The organism is Herbaspirillum sp. 1130 (genome assembly GCF_017833835.1).
Taxonomy (GTDB): Bacteria; Pseudomonadota; Gammaproteobacteria; order Burkholderiales; family Burkholderiaceae_D; genus Herbaspirillum; species Herbaspirillum huttiense.
Genome location: NZ_JAFICQ010000003.1, coordinates 404,564 through 422,686 on the forward strand (window position 1 = coordinate 404,564; position 18,123 = coordinate 422,686).

Consider the following 18,123-nt stretch of genomic DNA (forward strand, 5'->3'; position numbering starts at 1 on the left):
GTAGAATCCGTTGAAAAGTTAATTGCAATTATTCTGGGGATTGATAAAAAATGCGCATCAATATCGAGACCGCCGAATTGCAGGCCTTTCTCGCCGTCGCGCGCCAGTCAAGCTTTCGGGCGGCGGCTGAGGGACTGTTCATCACGGCACCGGCACTGAGCCGCCGCATCGAGAACCTGGAGCAGGCCTTGCAGGAAAGACTGTTCGATCGCACCACGCGGCGGGTCTCGCTCACGCCTGCCGGTGAATTGTTCCTGGTGCACGCCCAGGCCGTGATGGATGAACTGGAGCTGGCCGTCAGGAGCGTGGAGCAGGGCATGGCGCATCGGCGCGAACACGTGACGGTGGCCTGCGTGCCCTCGGTGGCCAACAATTTGCTGCCGCTGGTATTGAAACCGTACGCGCGCACGCATCCCAATGTGCGGGTGCGCATCATCGACGAAAATGCGGCGGAGGTGCTGGAGAGCGTGCGCAAGGGCGAGGCCGATTTCGGCGTGAACTTCATCGGCGCGCAGGAAGCCGAGATCGATTTCCAGGAATTGACGCGCGAACGTTATCTGGCGGTGATGCCGGCCCATCATCCGCTGGCTGCGCAGAGCAGCTTGCACTGGAAGTCCCTGGCGGGGGAGAAGCTGGTGTCGGTCTCCTCCAGCAGCGGCAACCGCAGCCTGATCGACAATGCCTTCTCGCGGGTACCGCAGCGGCCGGTGATCCAGTATGAGACCAATCACGTGGCCGGGGCCATCAGCCTTGTCGCGGCCGGGCTTGGGGTGGCCTTGCTGCCGGAGCTGGCCATTCGCAATGCGCCCTACAAGGGCATTGTGGCGCGGCCGGTGACCAGTCCGGTCTTGAGCCGGGCGATGGGCTTGATTACCTTGAAGGGACGAGTCCTGAAACCGGCGGCCGCGACGCTGGCGCAAGCCTTGCGCGAGGCGATGGCGAGCAAGCCGCGTAAATGATTTTCTGGTACACAGGGCTGCCTAAATTTTGTGCGGTTTATTGGGAGGGCAGGCGGGGACGGCACTTGCGTGGGGTGAAAATGGCTTATCCACAAGTTTATGCACATAAAACGGGGATAAGTTTCCAGCGTTGGCGCGGTTTCTGGCGGGGTTGCGCAAATTGTTTGCAAAACCGTTGGCCATAAAAAAGGCCCTCGCAAGCGAGGGCCTTTTTGTTTGTATTCTTTGCAATCCGGACCTGCGGTTGATGCTGTTGTCCGTGACTCGCTGCCTGTCGAAAAACGGGGTGGCGGCATGCGCTGGAGGGCGCAGTTGCGGCGGTCTTTTTTCGAAGAGGGGGCGATTATATAGCCGTGGGCGGAAAAATGATACTGCTTGCTGCAGAAAATTATTTTCGCTCCCGAGAGGGCGGGCCTTCCCGGACAAATGGATAGCCAGCCGGACTGGTACAGGATCCATCCTTGGCCCTGCTGGCAGGCGATCTCGCGATACATGAAGAATGAAGTCCTTGACGAACGGCGCAGGTCAACGGAAATCATCCATGGACAGACAGCGGTAGCGACGGCGAGCCAGTCTTCGGAGAAATCATTCTCGAGTTGCGCACCAAAAAACTTTTACGTCTTCCGGGGCCAGGAAGAACGCTGATGCCAGGTCCCTGGACGGACTTGAACAACAAAAAGCCCGCAGTGTCATCGGACACTGCGGGCTTTCAAACATCTCGGTACTGCATCAAACAATTCTGTGGTGCCGGGAGCCGGAATCGAACCGGCACGCCTTGCGGCGCGGGATTTTGAGTCCCGTGCGTCTACCTATTCCGCCATCCCGGCGACGCGAGCCAGCGATTATTACCGATTTCGCTCCGCCGGGCAAGCCCTGAAGGTCCCGCCGCATCGCCGATGTGAAAATTATTTACCGCACACCGCCTCAATCGCCCGTTCCCCCGTCGAACCAGGTATCGGATCCTGCAGCTTCACGTCCGAATAAGCCAGCTGCGGTGCCAGCAGCAACTGGCCCTTGCCATCGGCCTGCGCATACATCTTGCGGCTGCCAAAGCCGAGCTGGCGCGCCGTGCAGTCAAAGTAGGCGGTCGAGATCTCCGACAGGTAATACGTCTTGCTGCCCTGGCCCATCAGCAGCTGCGGACGGTTCCAGTTCAGCAGGATCTGCGCCTGCCGCACGCTGCGCGTGTTGACGATGCTGCCCTTGTCGATGAAGAAGCTGCCGATGTTGTTCTCCCCCAGCGGCATCCACTCGGCATGCGCCGGCAGGCAGGCCGCAGCCAGTGCCGTCGCCAGCAGAAGGGACAGGCGTGGAGCGGAGAGGAAAGAAGAAAAGCGTGGATCCATGTGGGGCAGGGCGTCGCGTCAGGTCAGCATCATGGCCAGCATGGCGACATCGTCCTCCAGCAACAGCACCAGCGTGATGCTCCAGAAGAGCAGCTCCGCCAGCAAGCGGTGTCCTGTCATGCGCAGGCTTGCAGCCATGTCCAACTCATCGATCGCGAAAAATGAAAGTGCGGCCATCCTAACATGCCCTTTACGATTGAACATGGTCCCACCGCATGAAATGCCCCACGAAAAAATGGCCCGCACCAGGCGAGCCACTTGTTGCTGCAATGAAGACCGGTCAGCGATCAGATCGCTGCAGCAATCGCCTTGCCCACTTCCGTCGTATTGCTCTTGCCGCCCAGGTCCGGCGTGGTCGGTCCATTGACCAGCACCTCCTCGATGGCCGCCAGCATGGCGTCGTGCGCCTGGCGATACTTGCCTTCTCCATTGCCCAGGAAGTCCAGCATCATCGCACCGGACCAGATCGTGGCCACCGGGTTGGCGATGTTCTTGCCGAAGATGTCCGGCGCCGAACCGTGCACCGGTTCGAACAGCGACGGCAGCTCGCGCGTCGGATTGATGTTGGCCGAGGGCGCAATGCCGATGGTGCCGGCGCAGGCCGGGCCGAGGTCGGAGAGGATGTCGCCGAACAGGTTGGACGCCACCACCACATCGAAGCGGTCCGGGTTCAGCACGAAGTGCGCGGTCAGGATGTCGATGTGGTACTTGTCGCGGCGCACGTCCGGATACTTGGCGCCCATGGCTTCCACGCGCTCATCCCAGTAAGGCATGGTGATGGCGATGCCGTTGGACTTGGTGGCCGAGGTCAGGTGCTTCTTGGGACGGCTCTGCGCCAGGTCGAAAGCGAACTTCAGGATGCGGTCGGTGCCTTTGCGGCTGAACACCGATTCCTGGATCACGGTCTCGCGCTCGGTACCTTCAAACATGCGGCCGCCGATGGCAGAGTACTCGCCTTCGGTGTTCTCGCGCACCACGTAGAAATCGATGTCGCCCGGCTTGCGGTTGGCCAGCGGGCAGGGCACGCCAGGCATCAGGCGCACCGGACGCAGGTTGACGTAGAGGTCGAAATCGCGGCGGAATTTCAGCAGCGAACCCCACAGCGAGACGTGATCGGGCACCGTGGCCGGCCAGCCGACCGCGCCGAAGAAGATGGCTTCAAAACCCTTCAACTGATCGAACCAGTCATCCGGCATCATCTTGCCGTGCTGCGCGTAATAACCGCAGTGCGCCCAGTCGAAATGGCTGAACTCGATGTCGATGCCGAACTTCCTGGCAGCGGCCTCGACCGCGCGCAGGCCTTCGGGCATCACTTCCTGGCCGATGCCGTCACCGGCGATGACGGCGATCTTGTGGGTCTTGCTCATCGTTGCTGCTCCTCTGGAGAAAGGGGAAACCGGCATGCCGGGTCTGTAAAGTGCAGCCATCATAAATCGCTTCCCGCGCCAGATCATCCACGAACTGGTGATTTTATAAAACACGATTCGTGAACAGTGCCGAAAACGTCAGCCATGAAAAAAGGCAGTGCCGTCATGACAGCACTGCCTTTTTCGGGTGAGTCTGCTGCGAGGGCCGCGTCAGCCGCCCAGCGTCTCGCCCCAGAGGGTCACGCCCATGGTGTGCTCGGCGCCCGGTTCCAGTTCCACCAGATCGTCCATCACGTTGGCGGTCTCGATGCACAGCATGCGCTGCCAGGCATCATCGGCAAACTGCGACAGGCGGCGCGCCTTGCTCACCCACGGGTTCCAGACCACGGCCGAGGTCGAGCCGCTGGCCTCGATGTGGATGCGGCGGTTCCAGCCCTCGTCGCGGATGGCCAGGTGCGGCGGCAGGTCCAGGTAGATGCGGTCGGTCTCGCTGCTGACCACCAGCGGACGCTTCTGCTCGCGCTCGGCCCAGCCTTCCAGCGTTTCGATATAGCGCTGGCCTTCGAGGCCATCGACCGTCACGTTGTGGATGCTGCTGACCGCAAAGTAGCTGTGCAGCGCTTGCGTGAGGGCGATGTGCTGTTCGCTGCCATTGCGGGTGGTGAGTTTCAGGTGCAGGCGGTCATCCAGCAGGATCTCCAGTCGCAGTTCGATGCCCGGCGGCAGGTGGCGCAGGGCCGGCGATTCGGTCGACGGCGGGATGGCCAGGACCAGGCGCACGGTATCGCCTTCGATGGCGTTTTCCATCAGCAGCCAGGGAATGCCGCGCACCAGGCCGTGCGCCGGCAGGCGGCCACCAGCGTGCAGCGCTTGTACTTGCGGCGGGTTGCGCATGAGGTCGCCGAACCACGGCCAGCACACCGGGATGCCGCCACGTATCGAATTGCCGGCTTCGAAGGCGGCTTCTTCGCTCATCCAGATCACCGGTTCCTGGCCGTGTACCTGGTAGCGCAGCACCTGCGCGCCTTGCTCGGCGATCAGCAGTTCGGCGCGCTCGGTCTGCACGCGCAGGCAATGCAGCTGATTGACTTCGATGCGCTGGATATGAGGGAGATCGGGCGGGACTTCCTGTTCGTCGATGAGGCTCATGCTGCTACTCCAAGAGAATTCGTTGCGATTGCGCAAGACTGCCACATTTCGGGCGCTTGCGGGAAATTGGCCGCTGGGGCAGGCGATGCGCTGCGTCTCGCGAGGTTGGGGGAGGAGGGCGGTCCGGGACTATAATCCACAGATCGTGGACTCCAATGCCTACATATCGTGAACAATTCTCCCCTGCTCGAAGACCTGCGCCTGTTCTGCGTGGTAGCCCGCCACAGCAACTTTGCGGAATCGGCACGTGAAGTGGGTGCCTCGCCGGCCTACATCAGCAAGCGCATCGCCCTGCTGGAACAGGCGCTGGGCGTGCGCCTGTTCCATCGCACCACGCGCAGCGTGGTCATGACCGAGGACGGCGGCAATGTCCACGAATGGGCGCGCAAGATCCTCGACGATGTCGAGCAGATGATGGAAACGGTCAGCAGCGCCAAGCGCGTGCCGCGCGGGTTGTTGAAGATCAGTACCAGTTTCGGCCTGGGGCGCAAGGTGGTGTCGCCGCTGCTGTCGCGCTTTGCCAGCGAACATCCGGAACTGAAGATACAGCTGGAGCTGGTGGACCGGCAGATCGATCTGGTCAACGAGGGCATCGACCTCGATATCCGGGTGGGCGCGGGGCATGAGCCGCACCTGTTCTCCAAGCGCATCCTGCCCAGCCAGCGCGTGCTGTGCGCCAGTCCGGCGTATCTGAAGAAGCATGGCGCGCCCGCCGACCTGGCTGCGCTGCGCCAGCACCAGTGCCTGGTGATCCGCGAGCGCAACCAGTCCTTCGGGATCTGGCGCATGATGGGCCCCAAGGGACAGGAGACGGTGAAGGTGTCCGGTGGACTCGCCTCCAACCACGGCGAGATCATCCACCAGTGGGCGGTGGATGGGCACGGCATCATCCTGCGTTCGATCTGGGATGTGGCCGACAGCCTCAAGCGCGGGCGCTTGGTGCGGGTGCTGCCGCAGTATTTCCAGGAGGCCGACCTGTGTGCGGTCTATCCGGTGCAGTTGAAGAATTCGGCCAAGGTGCGGGAATGCGTGCGCTTCCTGCAGAAGCATCTGGATGTCACGGCATCGTCGGCGACGGTGTAGCCGAGCGGTTTCAACGTCCGTCGAATCGCTGCCGCACGATGCGCTCCAGCACCTGTGCCACCAGCGCCACCGAGGCATCTTCCGCGTGACGGCGATGCTGCAGCAAGCGCAGCGGCGGGGCCTCCAGCGGCAACGGCGGGCGCAGACAGGTCAGTGCCACCGGATGCGCAGCGGTAGCGGCCGGCACGCAATGCATGGGCATGACCGCGATCAGGTCCGAGCCCTGCAACAGTGCCGGAGCCATCAGGAAATTCGGGATCACCATGCCCACGCGACGACGCAGGCCCTGCATGGCGATCTGCTCGTCGATCATGCGGTTGAGCGTGTCGTGGCAGGTGATCTGCAGATGCGGATACGAGAGCCAGCGCGACAAGGTCAGCGCATGCGCTGCCGGATGATCGCGCCGCATCACGGCCACGCAGCGCTCCTGCAGCACTTCACGTCCGCGCAGCTGGCCGGTCGGCCTGGTTGCACCCAGGACCAGATCGGTCTGCCCGCGTTCCAGACGGGCGGCGGCATCGGCATCGCCCAGCCAGGTCTGGAATTCCAGATCCAGTGACGGCAGCTCGGCAGCCAGTTCCAGATACAGCGCATGCGCTACCACCTGCGCCGGATAGTCCGGCATGAGAATGCGCACGCGTTGCGCAGCTGCGGCTTGCAATGGGGCGTGCTGCGCCGGGCTGGCCGTCTGCGCCTGCGCATCGCCGGCCAGCAGCTGGCGCACCGACTCACGCAGCGCCTGTGCCGTGGCCGTCAGCCGCATCTGCGTGCCGCCATCTTCCAGCAGCGGATCACGCAGCAACTGACGGCATCGTTCCAGCGCACTGGCCGCAGCCGGCAGGGGCAGGCCCACACGCGCCGCGGCACGCGCCAGATGGACTTCATCGAGAACGGCATCGAGCAGGCGCAGCAGACGCGCATCCATGCCCGCCAGTGCAGGCAAGGCAGGAGACAGGGCGGGGGAATGGCTTGCAGCGGAATTCATGGCGCAGGGAGGCGTGGCAGCGAAAAGAGAAGCGCCTGCTGCCAGGACGGCAGCAGGCCAGGGGCGCGAGTGTAGCCGCTTCGCCCCACGCCCACAAGCGGCGCTTGGTGCAGTGTGGCCTCGGGCCGGACCCGGTCAGCCGAAGGCTTCCTTGATGGTCTGGATCTTGCCCATGTCGTTGGCGTCATAGCCGGCCAGGTTGTTGACCACCTTGCGGAAGCTGTCCGATTGCAGGATATCGATCACCGAGCGGATCAGCGGATCCTGCAAGGACGCCGCCGGCAGCGCGAAGAAGTAGCGCTCGCGCACCAGCGGGATGAAGCCCAGGCCGAAACGATGCGCCGCCGTCTGCACGCCGAAGCCGACATCGGCCATGCCGCTGGCGATGAAGGCGGCCACCGCCGAGTGCGTGAACTCGGTGTTCTCGAAACCGTTGATCTTCTTGTGGGGGATGCCGGCACCATTGAGCATCAGTTCCAGCAGCATGCGCGTGCCCGATCCGGCTTCGCGGTTGACGAAACGCAGGTCGGTGCGGGTGAGGTCGGCCAGGCCGCGCAAGCCCTTGGGATTGTCCGGCTCGACGAACAGGCCCTGGTTGCGGATGGCCAGGTGGATCAGGCAATCGCTGCGCTTGTTGAGCCACTTGGCATAGGTGGCGATGGCCGGTTTCTCGAATTCGCCCAGCGGCACATGGAAGCCTGCCAGATCGCATTCCTGACGCGACAGCGCCGCCACCGCATCGGTGCTGTGGCGGTAGCGTACCTCCACCGGCAGGCGGCCTTCATTGATCTTGTTGAGCAGCGCCGCCACCGCAAAGCCGTGACTGGCGTTCAGGCGCACCTTCTCGGATTTGCCTTCCACCGTCTTGCCCAGCTCCACCTCCAGCTCCGAGGCCAGGCTGTCGAGGGTAGGGGAGAGACGCGCCGTCACCAGGCGATCGGCCCACAACAGCTTGCTGGCGAAATCGGTCAATGTGGTGCCGCGGCCACGCCCGCTTTCAATGAGGGCGTTGCCGAACAGGCGCTCGGCCTCGCGCAGCAGGCCCCAGGCGTGGCGATAGGAATAGCGCGTCAATTGCGCGGCACGCGCAATCGAGCCGCTCTGCTGGATCGCGGTGAGCAGGGTCAACAAGTTGGCCGTGTCCAGCGCCGCCTCGTTGTCGTAGGCGATTTCCCAGTGAGGTTTGATGTGGACTTTGAACATTTATGTGAAAGAAAGCATATTGAAACGGCCGTTTATCGGTGATAATTTCGCGTCACTCTGCATAAATGATAGAAAATATATGCGGTGTTGTACATAAATAAATAAACGAAAAGAGAAGGATATCGCCGCAAAGATGGGTCGGTGTCACGATCCGCCCCTACCGGCTTTGCGATGCAGTCCTTCCTTCGATTTGCCCACATCACACACTCATAAAATATTCGGAGGAATAATGGCTTTCGATTTCCTGAACAAGGAACACACGGTCGCCAAGCCTGGCTTCAATCGCTGGCTGGTACCGCCAGCAGCGCTCGCAATCCACCTGTGCATCGGCATGGCCTACGGTTTCTCCGTGTTCTGGCTGCCGCTGTCCAAGGCCCTGGGCGTGACCGCGCCCATCGCTTGCGGTGCCGATATCGGCTTCTTCGCGCAAGTCTTCTCGTCCACCTGTGACTGGAAGATTTCCATGCTGGGCTGGATGTACACGATGTTCTTCGTCCTGCTGGGCATCTCCGCTGCGCTGTGGGGCGGCTGGCTGGAACACGCCGGTCCCCGCAAGGCCGGTGTGGTGGCTGCCATCTGCTGGTGCGGCGGCCTGCTGATCTCGGCCCTGGGCGTAAAGACGCACCAGATCTGGCTGATGTGGCTGGGCTCCGGCGTCATCGGTGGCGTCGGTCTCGGCCTGGGCTACATCTCGCCGGTGTCGACCCTGATCAAGTGGTTCCCTGACCGTCGCGGCATGGCCACCGGTATGGCCATCATGGGCTTCGGCGGTGGTGCCCTGGTCGGCACCCCGCTGGCCGATGCGCTGATGAAGAAGTTTGCCTCCCCCACCTCCGTGGGCGTGTGGGAAACCTTCGTGGTCATGGCCGTGATCTATTTCGTCTTCATGATGGCCGGTGCATTCGGCTACCGCGTGCCGCCCACCGGCTGGAAGCCGGCTGGCTGGACCCCGCCGGTGGCCAAGTCCTCGGCGACCATGATCACCCAGAACCACGTGCACGTCTCCAAGGTCTGGGGCATTCCCCAGTTCTGGCTGGTGTGGCTGGTGCTCTGCCTGAACGTGTCGGCCGGTATCGGCGTCATCGGCATCGCTTCGCCGATGCTGCAGGAAGTCTTCGGCGGCAAGCTCTTGGGCGTGGACATCGGTTTCAATGACCTGTCGGTCGAGCAGAAGGCCGGTATCGCGGCACTGGCTGCCGGCTTCACCGGTCTGATCTCGCTGTTCAACATCGGTGGCCGTTTCGCCTGGGCTTCGTGCTCGGACTTCTTCGGCCGCAAGATGACCTATGCCATCTTCTTCGTGCTGGGCTTCGTGCTGTACGTGAGCCTGCCGTGGTCGGCCAAGGCCGGCAACATCCCGCTGTTCGTCGGCGCAGTCTGCATCATCCTGTCGATGTATGGCGGCGGCTTTGCCACCGTCCCTGCTTACCTGGCCGACCTGTTCGGCACCCAGATGGTGGGCGCCATCCACGGCCGCCTGCTGACCGCGTGGGCGACCGCCGGCATCCTGGGCCCGGTGGTGGTGAACTACATGCGTGAGTACCAGCTGTCCCTGGGCATGCCCAAGAACGAGGTCTACAACACCACCATGTACATCCTGGCCGGCATGCTTGTGCTGGGCCTGATCTGCAACCTGCTGATCCGCCCGGTCGCTGCCAAGCACTTCATGACGCCGGAAGAACTGGCCCGTGAAAAGCAGCTGGCCCACGAAAAGTCGGCCGCCGATGCAGCCGTCACCGCCGGTTCGGGCGACATGTCGCAGATCGGCAGCGGCGGCAACCCGGTCGTCATCGGCCTGGCCTGGGCGGCTGTCGGCATTCCGCTGATCTGGGGTATCACCCTGGTGCTGCAGAAGTCGGCCGTGCTGTTCCGCTGATTAAGCAATACCTCGACGACGATGTGATTTCTGGTTACGTAGTCGTGTGAATTTGTAGTCAAGTCATTGTTACATCCGCAGGCCGGCTCCACCCGGCCTGCACGCAGGACCGCAGCGGCGAAAGCCGCTGACACAAGCTGCCATGGCCCCGTGAACCAGGGCAGCTTGTGTCAGCGACTATCAAAAAACAGGAGCATGGCCCGTCCCGGCAAGGGCAGGCCAGCATCCGCAGTGTTCACACCAACCCATCAAGGCAGGGCGAACATGCAACAACGGAGACCAGCTGGTTCATCTCGCACGGCCGTGCGCACCCTTCACCAGGGCAGCGTCATGCCGCCGCATTGTTCTCCCCATCCTTTGATCTGCTTTCCACAGGCTGCTCCTCCCTAGGCGCAGCTCTTTCCTTTCATTCGTCATTTGCGCGGTCCACAGAAGATCCTCCGGGAGAAGGACAAGGACCGCATCGAAGCAACACAGGAGGCAACAATGAAGAGGCAACAGGTTTTCGACGTGGCGGCGGTGCGCGGCATCATCGCCGAGCGCAAGGACATGGCCGGTGCCATGCTCCCCATCCTGCACGGCATTCAGGACAAGGTCGGCTACATCCCGGCCGATGCGGTCCCGATGATTGCGGGCGAGCTGAACGTCTCGCGCGCCGAGGTGCATGGCGTGATTTCGTTCTATCACTTCTTCCGCCAGGAACCGGCCGGCCGCCACGTGGTGCAGGTGTGCCGTGCCGAGGCCTGCCAGGCGCGCGGAAGCGAAGCGTTGGCTGAACATGCGCAGAACGTGCTGGGCTGCGGTTTCCATGAAACCAGCGCCGATGGCCAGTTCACGCTGGAACCGGTGTATTGCCTGGGCCAGTGCGCCATCGGTCCCAACCTCACCCTCGACGACGAGCTGCACGCCCGCGTCGATGCCGACAAATTCAAGCGCCTGATCCAGGCCAAGCGGGAGGCATGATGAGTACCCATGAACCCGTGACCATCTATGTTCCGCGCGACTCGACCGCGCTGGCCCTCGGGGCCAACGAAGTCGCCGCCGCCATCGCTGCCGAAGCGCAAAAGCGCGGCCAGTCCATCAAGCTGGTGCGCAACGGTTCGCGCGGCATGTTCTGGCTGGAGCCGCTGGTGGAAGTGGCCACCGCAGCCGGCCGCGTGGCCTACGGGCCTGTGTCGCCGGAGGATGTCAGCTGCCTCTTCGATGCAGGGCTGCTCGCCGGAGGCCAGCACACGCTGCATCTGGGCCTGACTGAAGAAATCGGCTTCCTCAAGAATCAGGAACGCCTGACTTTCGCGCGGGTCGGCATCATCGATCCGCTTTCGCTGGAGGATTATCTGGCCCATGAAGGTTATGCCGGATTGAAGAATGCGCTGGCCAAAACACCGGAGGCCATCGTCCAGCAGATGATCGATTCGGGTTTGCGTGGCCGGGGCGGTGCCGCCTTCCCGACCGGCATCAAGTGGCAGACGGTGCTGCGCGCACCGGCCGCGCAGAAGTACGTGGTCTGCAATGCCGATGAGGGCGACTCGGGTACCTTCTCGGATCGCATGATCATGGAAGACGATCCCTTCACGCTGATCGAAGGCATGACCATTGCCGCCGTCGCGGTGGGCGCGACCGAGGGCTACATCTATGTGCGCTCCGAATATCCGCATGCGATTGCGACGATGAACGAGGCCATCGCCATCGCCACCGCGCGCGGCTACCTGGGCGATGACATTCTGGGTTCCGGCAAATCCTTCCGGCTGGAAGTGCGCAAGGGCGCCGGAGCCTACATCTGCGGCGAAGAAACCGCCATGCTGGAAAGCCTGGAAGGCAAGCGCGGCGTGGTGCGCGCCAAGCCGCCACTGCCGGCCATCGAGGGCCTGTTCGGCAAGCCGACCGTCATCAACAACCTCATCTCGCTGGCCTCGGTGCCGGTGATCCTGGCGCGTGGTGCGGACTTCTACAAGAACTATGGCGTAGGCCGCTCGCACGGCACGCTGCCCTTCCAGCTGGCCGGCAACATCAAACAGGGTGGCCTGGTGGAGAAAGCGTTCGGTCTCACGCTGCGCCAGTTGCTGGAAGACTTCGGCGGCGGGAGTGCCTCGGGCCGTCCGATCCGCGCGGTGCAGATGGGCGGACCGCTGGGCGCGTACCTGCCGCCCTCGCAATTCGATACTCCGCTCGACTATGAAGCTTTCGCCGCGATCGGCGCGATGATCGGGCATGGCGGGCTGGTGGCGTTTGACGACAGTGTCGATATGGCCAAACAGGCTCGCTACGCCATGCAATTCTGTGCCGTCGAATCCTGCGGCAAGTGCACGCCTTGCCGCATCGGCTCCACACGCGGCGTGGAAGTGATCGACAAGATCATCGCCAACGAGGAGCGGCCGCAGCAGATCCATCTGTTGAAGAGCCTGTGCGACACCATGGTCAATGGTTCGCTCTGCGCCATGGGCGGCATGACGCCGTTCCCGGTGCTGTCGGCCCTGAACCATTTCCCCGAAGACTTCGGCGCGCCCGGCGAACAGGCAGCCTGATCCCATCAGCGATTTAGCGCATCAGCGCATCAGCGAATGCAAGGAGTTGCACCATGAATCAGCTCAACGAAACGGATTACGGCACCCCCGCACGTGCCTCGGAAAACCTGGTCACGCTGGAGATCGACGGCGTGGCCGTGACGGTCCCGGCCGGCACCTCGGTCATGCGCGCCTCGGTCGAGGCCGGCATCAACGTGCCCAAGCTGTGCGCCACCGACAGCCTGGAACCGTTCGGTTCCTGCCGCCTGTGCCTGGTGGAAATCGAAAAGGATGGCCGCAAGATGAAAGGCTATCCGGCCTCCTGCACCACGCCCTGCGAACCGGGCATGAAGGTGCAGACGCAGACCCCCAAGCTGGCCGAGATCCGGCGTGGCGTGATGGAACTCTACATCTCGGATCACCCGCTGGATTGCCTGACCTGTCCCACCAACGGCAACTGCGAACTGCAGGACATGGCCGGCGTGGTCGGCCTGCGCGAAGTGCGCTATGGCTACGAGGGCGAGAACCATACCACCATGAAGAAGGATGAATCCAATCCCTACTTCACCTATGACCCTTCCAAGTGCATCGTCTGCAACCGCTGCGTGCGCGCCTGCGAAGAAACGCAGGGGACCTTTGCGTTGACCATCAACGGCCGTGGTTTCGAGTCGCGCGTATCGGCGGGGCAGATGGAAGCCTTCATGGAATCCGAATGCGTCTCCTGCGGTGCCTGCGTGGAGGCCTGCCCGACCGCGACGCTGACGGAAAAGACCGTCATCATGCTGGGCCAGGCCGAGCACAGCAAGGTCACCACCTGCGCCTATTGCGGCGTGGGTTGTTCCTTCAAGGCCGAGATGAAGGGCAATGAAGTGGTGCGCATGGTGCCGTACAAGGATGGCAAGGCGAATCAAGGCCACTCCTGCGTCAAGGGCCGCTTCGCCTGGGGCTATGCGACCCACAAGGACCGCATCCTGAATCCCATGATCCGCAAGAGCATCAACGATCCCTGGCGCGAAGTGTCGTGGGAGGAAGCGCTGTCGTATGCGGCCAGCGAGTTCCGCCGCATCCAGGCCAAGCATGGCAAGGATTCCATCGGCGGCATTACCTCTTCCCGCTGCACCAACGAAGAAACCTACCTGGTCCAGAAACTGGTGCGCGCCGCCTTCGGCAACAACAACGTCGATACCTGCGCCCGTGTCTGCCACTCGCCGACCGGGTATGGCCTGAAGCAGACCCTCGGTGAATCGGCCGGGACGCAGACCTTCGAATCGGTGATGAAGTCGGACGTCATCCTCATCATGGGAGCCAATCCGGCGGCGGGACACCCGGTGTTCGCGTCGCAGATCAAGCGCCGTGTGCGCCAGGGCGCCAAGCTGATCGTCATCGACCCGCGCACCACCGAGATGGTCAAGTCGCCGCACCTGAAGGCCGACTATCACCTGAAGCTGCGCCCCGGCACCAACACCGCCATCATCACGGCGCTGGCTCATGTGATCCTTTCGGAAGGCCTGCAGAACGAGTCCTACATCCAGGAACGCTGCGACCTGCAGTCGTACCAGGACTGGAAGCAATTCGTCCTGCGCGAAGACAATTCCCCCGAAGCCATGGCCGCCATCACCGGCGTGCCCGCCGAGATCATCCGTGGCGCGGCGCGCCTCTATGCCACCGGCGGCAATGCCGCGATCTACTACGGACTGGGCGTGACCGAACATGCGCAAGGTTCGACCACCGTGATGGGCATCGCCAACCTGGCCATGTGCACCGGCAACGTCGGCCGCGAAGGCGTGGGCGTGAACCCGCTGCGCGGGCAGAACAATGTGCAGGGCTCCTGCGACATGGGTTCCTTCCCGCACGAATTGCCGGGCTATCGCCACATTTCAGATTCCACCGTGCGCGGCCAGTTCGAACAGGCCTGGGGCGTGACGCTCAATCCGGAGCCGGGCCTGCGCATTCCCAACATGTTCGATGCGGCCCTCGATGGCAGCTTCAAGGGCCTGTATTGCGAAGGGGAAGACATCGTCCAGTCGGACCCGAATACGCAGCACGTCGCGGCGGCCTTGCAGGCCATGGAATGCATCGTGGTGCAGGACCTGTTCCTGAACGAAACGGCCAAGTATGCGCATGTCTTCCTGCCCGGTTCGTCCTTCCTGGAAAAGGATGGCACCTTCACCAACGCCGAGCGCCGCATCTCGCGCGTGCGCAAGGTGATGCCGCCCAAGGCCGGCAAGTCCGACTGGGAAGTCACGGTGGCGCTGGCCGAAGCGCTGGGTTACCCGATGCCGTACAATCACCCCTCGGAAATCATGGACGAGATCGCCGCCCTGACCCCCAGCTTCCACGGCGTGAGCTACGACAAGCTGGAGAAACTCGGCAGCATCCAGTGGCCCTGCAACGAGGCAGCGCCGGAAGGCACGCCCATCATGCACGTAGGCAGCTTCATCCGTGGCAAGGGCAAGTTCATCAACACGCAGTATTTCGCCACCGACGAGAAGGTGACGCAGCGTTACCCGCTGATCCTGACCACCGGCCGCATCCTGTCGCAGTACAACGTGGGCGCGCAGACGCGCCGCACCGAGAACTCGCAATGGCATAGCGAAGACCGGCTGGAAATCCACCCGCACGATGCCGAGGACCGTGGCATCCGCGAGGGTGACTGGGTCGGCGTGGAGTCGCGTGCAGGCCAGACCGTGCTGCGCGCGACGGTGACCGAAAAGGTACAGCCGGGGGTGGTCTATACCACCTTCCACTTCCCCGAATCGGGTGCCAACGTCATCACCACTGACAACTCCGACTGGGCTACCAACTGCCCCGAGTACAAGGTGACGGCGGTGCAGGTGATGCCGGTGACGCAGCCCTCGCAATGGCAGCAGCATTACGAGCGCTTCAACCGTGCGCAGCTCGATCTGCTCAAGGGCGAGGTGCCGGCGGAACCCCTGGTGACGAAGTAAGCGGCGCGGGCCTGACGGGCCCGTGCCGGCGTGATTTCCGCAGACACGAGCCCAACCCATCCGCATCCAGCAGGACAGCATGAACACACGCAACAGCAGCAGCCCCGTCATCGACGACACCACCGGCGACTACGCCACCTTCGCCCGCGTGCAGGTAGATCGCTGGCGCGATGGCCAGCGCGAGACGGTAGAGGATGTCGTCGCCGAGGAAGTGCCCATTGCCCTCGAATACAACGGCATCTCGCATGCCGTGATGATGGCCACGCCCGCCGACCTGGAAGATTTCGCACTGGGCTTCTCGCTCACCGAAGGCATTCTGGCCGCCCCGGGCGAGCTGTATGAATGCGAGATCGTCCCCGGCTGCGAAGGTGTGCAGGTACAGATGCGCATCGCCACCGAGCGCTTCGTGGCGCTCAAGGAGAAGCGCCGCAACCTCACCGGGCGCACCGGCTGCGGCCTGTGTGGTGCGGAGACGCTGGAGCAGGCGGTGCGGCATCCGCAGGCAGTGCGCGGTGGCGCGGTGTTTTCGGTGGAGCAGGTGCATGCTGCTTTTGAGCAGATGCAGGCCGGGCAGCACTTGCAGCAGGCCACCGGTGCCACGCATGCGGCCGCGTGGATGGATGCGTCGGGCCGCATCGTGCTGGTCCGCGAAGATGTGGGCCGCCACAATGCGCTGGACAAGCTTATCGGCGCGCTGGCCGAAGAGGAGGCCGATTTTGCGCAGGGCGCGGCCATCATCACCAGCCGCGCCAGTTACGAGATGGTGCAGAAGGCGGCCACGGTCGGCATCGGTTTCATCGCTGCCGTGTCAGCCCCGACCGCCTTGGCGATCCGGCTGGCCGAAGAGACGGATGTGACGCTGCTGGGCTTCGTGCGCAAGCAGGGCCACGTGGTATATGCGCGGCCGCATCGTTTGCGGTGAGCTGGTGGCGCGGATGAAGAGTTGACGGACAATCGATGAACAGAGCAGGAGGAGACGCACCATGAATATCGAACACCTGGTCAAGATGGCCAACCAGATCGGCAGTTTCTTTTCCACCATGCCGGACCGCGACCAGGCCATTGCCGACCTGGCTTCGCACCTCAAACGTTTCTGGGAGCCGCGCATGCGCAAGGCCTTCCTGGAGCATATCGAGAAGACGCAAGGGGAGGGACTCGATCCCATCGTGCTGGAGGCAGTGAACCGGCATATGCAGCAGTTGGCGGTGTAGGACAGCTGTCTTCTTGTGATTCAGGTGAAAACCGCTCAGTTTGCTGAGCGGTTTTTTTATTTGGCGAGAGCAGGGGGACACTCATGGCCGGACGCCGGGAATCGCTTCTGTTGGGTGAATTCCACAAGTGTAAATTCATCAGCCGTTTGTCAGGCAAGGCAGGCAGCATCCGCCTGATCCTGCATGGGATGCATCGTTGTTGGCAAGATTCTCCCATGCTGTCAGGAATACTGATGTATTCGCCCACTTGTTTCCAGGAGAGATCCGAGTAATGAAGTTATTTCTTGCCTTGCCGATACTCGTCGTCACGTCACTGTCTTCCACAGCCTATGCGATCAACTGTCAGCGTGCTTCGAGTGACGTTGAGCATCTTATTTGCAGCAATCCGGCCATCGTTCGCGCAGATGCGGACATGAACCGCGCCTATGCCGCCATCTTGAAGGCAGCTCCTGATGCTGAGATCCACGACATGCTGGTCGCCAGCCAGAAACGTTGGATCGCGGCGCGGGAGGCAGCGTTTGGGGATCTCGATCGCGCTACCAATGGCCAGACCGGTGAGACCTATCCGAAGGATATGCAGCGCAAGATGGTATTGAAGGCGATCAGGGGGCGCACAGATCAACTCAAGCGGCGCTCAGATCATGAGCCGGGGCAGTTTCACTTTATTCAGGCGGCACTGGATCAGCGGCGTTATGCAAGCCAATTTCCCCGAGGGGATTTCACTGGCTTTGCCACCGAGTGCTTCTTCTATCCGCGTAATCAGAATGGCTCTGGCGATAACTATGGCTATGCCTGCCTGGGCACAATCCAATACCAGAACAAGGAACGGATTTGTAGCGAGACAAGTGAGTGGGCAACCTACCGCGTGTACACCACCAGGACGGTGGCGACACTTGTCGCGGGTATCCCCAAGATCGTAGCCAGCTGCAAGGATGAGACGTGTTCGGGGCAGGGTGGGGAAACAGCCTCAGGAGCACAAGCCGAGGCGGCGGGCGGCGGTATCGTGTTGGATCCGCCGCTGCCCAAGCTGGATGCTGAGGTAAGTGGATCGCCTGCCGACGATCATGATTCGTGGATTAATCCTTGCCTCACCGACAAGAAGTTTTCGTTGATGTAATTCGACCGTCAGCGAACACACACCACAACGGAGATCAGCATGGGAGGCAGTGCGGCCATTGCGCCGTCACTGCCTGGAATGCGCACGGCCCTCGCCAGGGCGGTACGCGGCGGTATCACGCGCAAGGTGGGCTCATCACTTCAATGGGTTTTTGTGATCCTCAGTGAAGATGAATAATTTTTGACTTGTTTTTTTAGTAGTTAATACTCGCTTTTGTAAATCGAGTCTTTCTGTGCTGGCCGCCGGCATCTGCCTGCATTGTCTTTCTCGCACTGATTTGATCATCAAGCGCTGACGATCTCCCTCCTTTTCCTTCCCGCCGCCTCCTCGGCGCAGGCACTACGCCTGGCATATTACGTGTTGATACCAGTCCTG

The 18,123-nt window shown here is 62.3% G+C and carries 14 protein-coding genes and 1 tRNA gene; 9 read left to right on the forward strand and 6 right to left on the reverse strand.

The window, feature by feature from the left end; translation table 11 throughout:
- Positions 1-50 precede the first annotated feature (50 nt).
- Positions 51-959: a LysR family transcriptional regulator gene (locus tag JOD78_RS15410; RefSeq protein ID WP_121038496.1), complete on the forward strand. Its 909-nt coding sequence runs from the start codon at positions 51-53 to the stop codon at positions 957-959.
- Positions 960-1,701: 742 nt separating this feature from the next.
- Here JOD78_RS15410 and JOD78_RS15415 read toward each other — a convergent pair.
- From JOD78_RS15415 to JOD78_RS15435, 4 genes are all read right to left on the reverse strand, one after another.
- Positions 1,702-1,786 (reverse strand) — tRNA-Leu (locus JOD78_RS15415).
- Between the two features lie 78 nt (positions 1,787-1,864).
- Entirely contained in the window at positions 1,865-2,305 is a 441-nt protein-coding gene (locus JOD78_RS15420; RefSeq protein WP_121038499.1) for a surface-adhesin E family protein, read from the reverse strand.
- A gap of 287 nt (positions 2,306-2,592) precedes the next feature.
- Positions 2,593-3,672, reverse strand: coding sequence for a tartrate dehydrogenase (locus JOD78_RS15430; protein WP_134134805.1), 1,080 nt, complete (start codon positions 3,670-3,672; stop codon positions 2,593-2,595).
- Positions 3,673-3,882: 210 nt separating this feature from the next.
- The gene (locus tag JOD78_RS15435; RefSeq protein ID WP_209568543.1) at positions 3,883-4,821 is read right to left on the reverse strand and encodes a D-hexose-6-phosphate mutarotase; all 939 of its coding nucleotides are present in this window, start codon (positions 4,819-4,821) and stop codon (positions 3,883-3,885) included.
- A gap of 168 nt (positions 4,822-4,989) precedes the next feature.
- On the opposite strand from JOD78_RS15435, the gene JOD78_RS15440 reads away from it, so the two are divergent.
- Positions 4,990-5,904 (forward strand): LysR family transcriptional regulator, encoded by a 915-nt coding sequence (locus JOD78_RS15440; protein WP_034332993.1) that lies wholly within the window; start codon positions 4,990-4,992, stop codon positions 5,902-5,904.
- Between the two features lie 10 nt (positions 5,905-5,914).
- Here JOD78_RS15440 and JOD78_RS15445 read toward each other — a convergent pair whose 3' ends face one another.
- On the reverse strand, positions 5,915-6,889 hold the full coding sequence (locus JOD78_RS15445) for a LysR family transcriptional regulator (protein WP_121038507.1): 975 nt from the start codon (positions 6,887-6,889) through the stop codon (positions 5,915-5,917).
- 135 nt (positions 6,890-7,024) lie between these two features.
- Complete coding sequence (locus JOD78_RS15450; RefSeq protein ID WP_034332988.1) at positions 7,025-8,092, reverse strand: substrate-binding domain-containing protein; 1,068 nt, start codon at positions 8,090-8,092, stop codon at positions 7,025-7,027.
- Positions 8,093-8,321: 229 nt separating this feature from the next.
- Between JOD78_RS15450 and JOD78_RS15455 the strand changes: the two genes are divergently transcribed.
- From JOD78_RS15455 to JOD78_RS15485, 7 genes are all read left to right on the forward strand, one after another.
- Positions 8,322-9,968, forward strand: a complete 1,647-nt coding sequence (locus JOD78_RS15455; RefSeq protein WP_121038509.1) for an OFA family MFS transporter — start codon at positions 8,322-8,324, stop codon at positions 9,966-9,968.
- Positions 9,969-10,454: 486 nt separating this feature from the next.
- Positions 10,455-10,931, forward strand: a complete 477-nt coding sequence (locus JOD78_RS15460) for a formate dehydrogenase subunit gamma (protein WP_008327136.1) — start codon at positions 10,455-10,457, stop codon at positions 10,929-10,931.
- The gene (locus tag JOD78_RS15465; protein WP_209568729.1) at positions 10,931-12,493 is read left to right on the forward strand and encodes an NADH-quinone oxidoreductase subunit NuoF; all 1,563 of its coding nucleotides are present in this window, start codon (positions 10,931-10,933) and stop codon (positions 12,491-12,493) included. Before JOD78_RS15460 ends, JOD78_RS15465 begins: the two co-directional genes overlap by 1 nt.
- A gap of 53 nt (positions 12,494-12,546) precedes the next feature.
- Positions 12,547-15,420, forward strand: coding sequence for a formate dehydrogenase subunit alpha (gene fdhF / locus JOD78_RS15470; protein ID WP_209568541.1), 2,874 nt, complete (start codon positions 12,547-12,549; stop codon positions 15,418-15,420).
- A gap of 79 nt (positions 15,421-15,499) precedes the next feature.
- Positions 15,500-16,342 (forward strand): formate dehydrogenase accessory sulfurtransferase FdhD, encoded by an 843-nt coding sequence (gene fdhD / locus JOD78_RS15475; protein ID WP_121038518.1) that lies wholly within the window; start codon positions 15,500-15,502, stop codon positions 16,340-16,342.
- A 61-nt stretch (positions 16,343-16,403) separates the two neighbouring features.
- Entirely contained in the window at positions 16,404-16,631 is a 228-nt protein-coding gene (locus JOD78_RS15480) for a formate dehydrogenase subunit delta (protein ID WP_034331331.1), read from the forward strand.
- A 271-nt stretch (positions 16,632-16,902) separates the two neighbouring features.
- Positions 16,903-17,748 carry a lysozyme inhibitor LprI family protein gene (locus tag JOD78_RS15485; protein ID WP_209568540.1) on the forward strand — a complete coding sequence of 282 codons (846 nt, stop codon included), beginning with the start codon at positions 16,903-16,905 and terminating at the stop codon, positions 17,746-17,748.
- Positions 17,749-18,123: the final 375 nt, after the last annotated feature.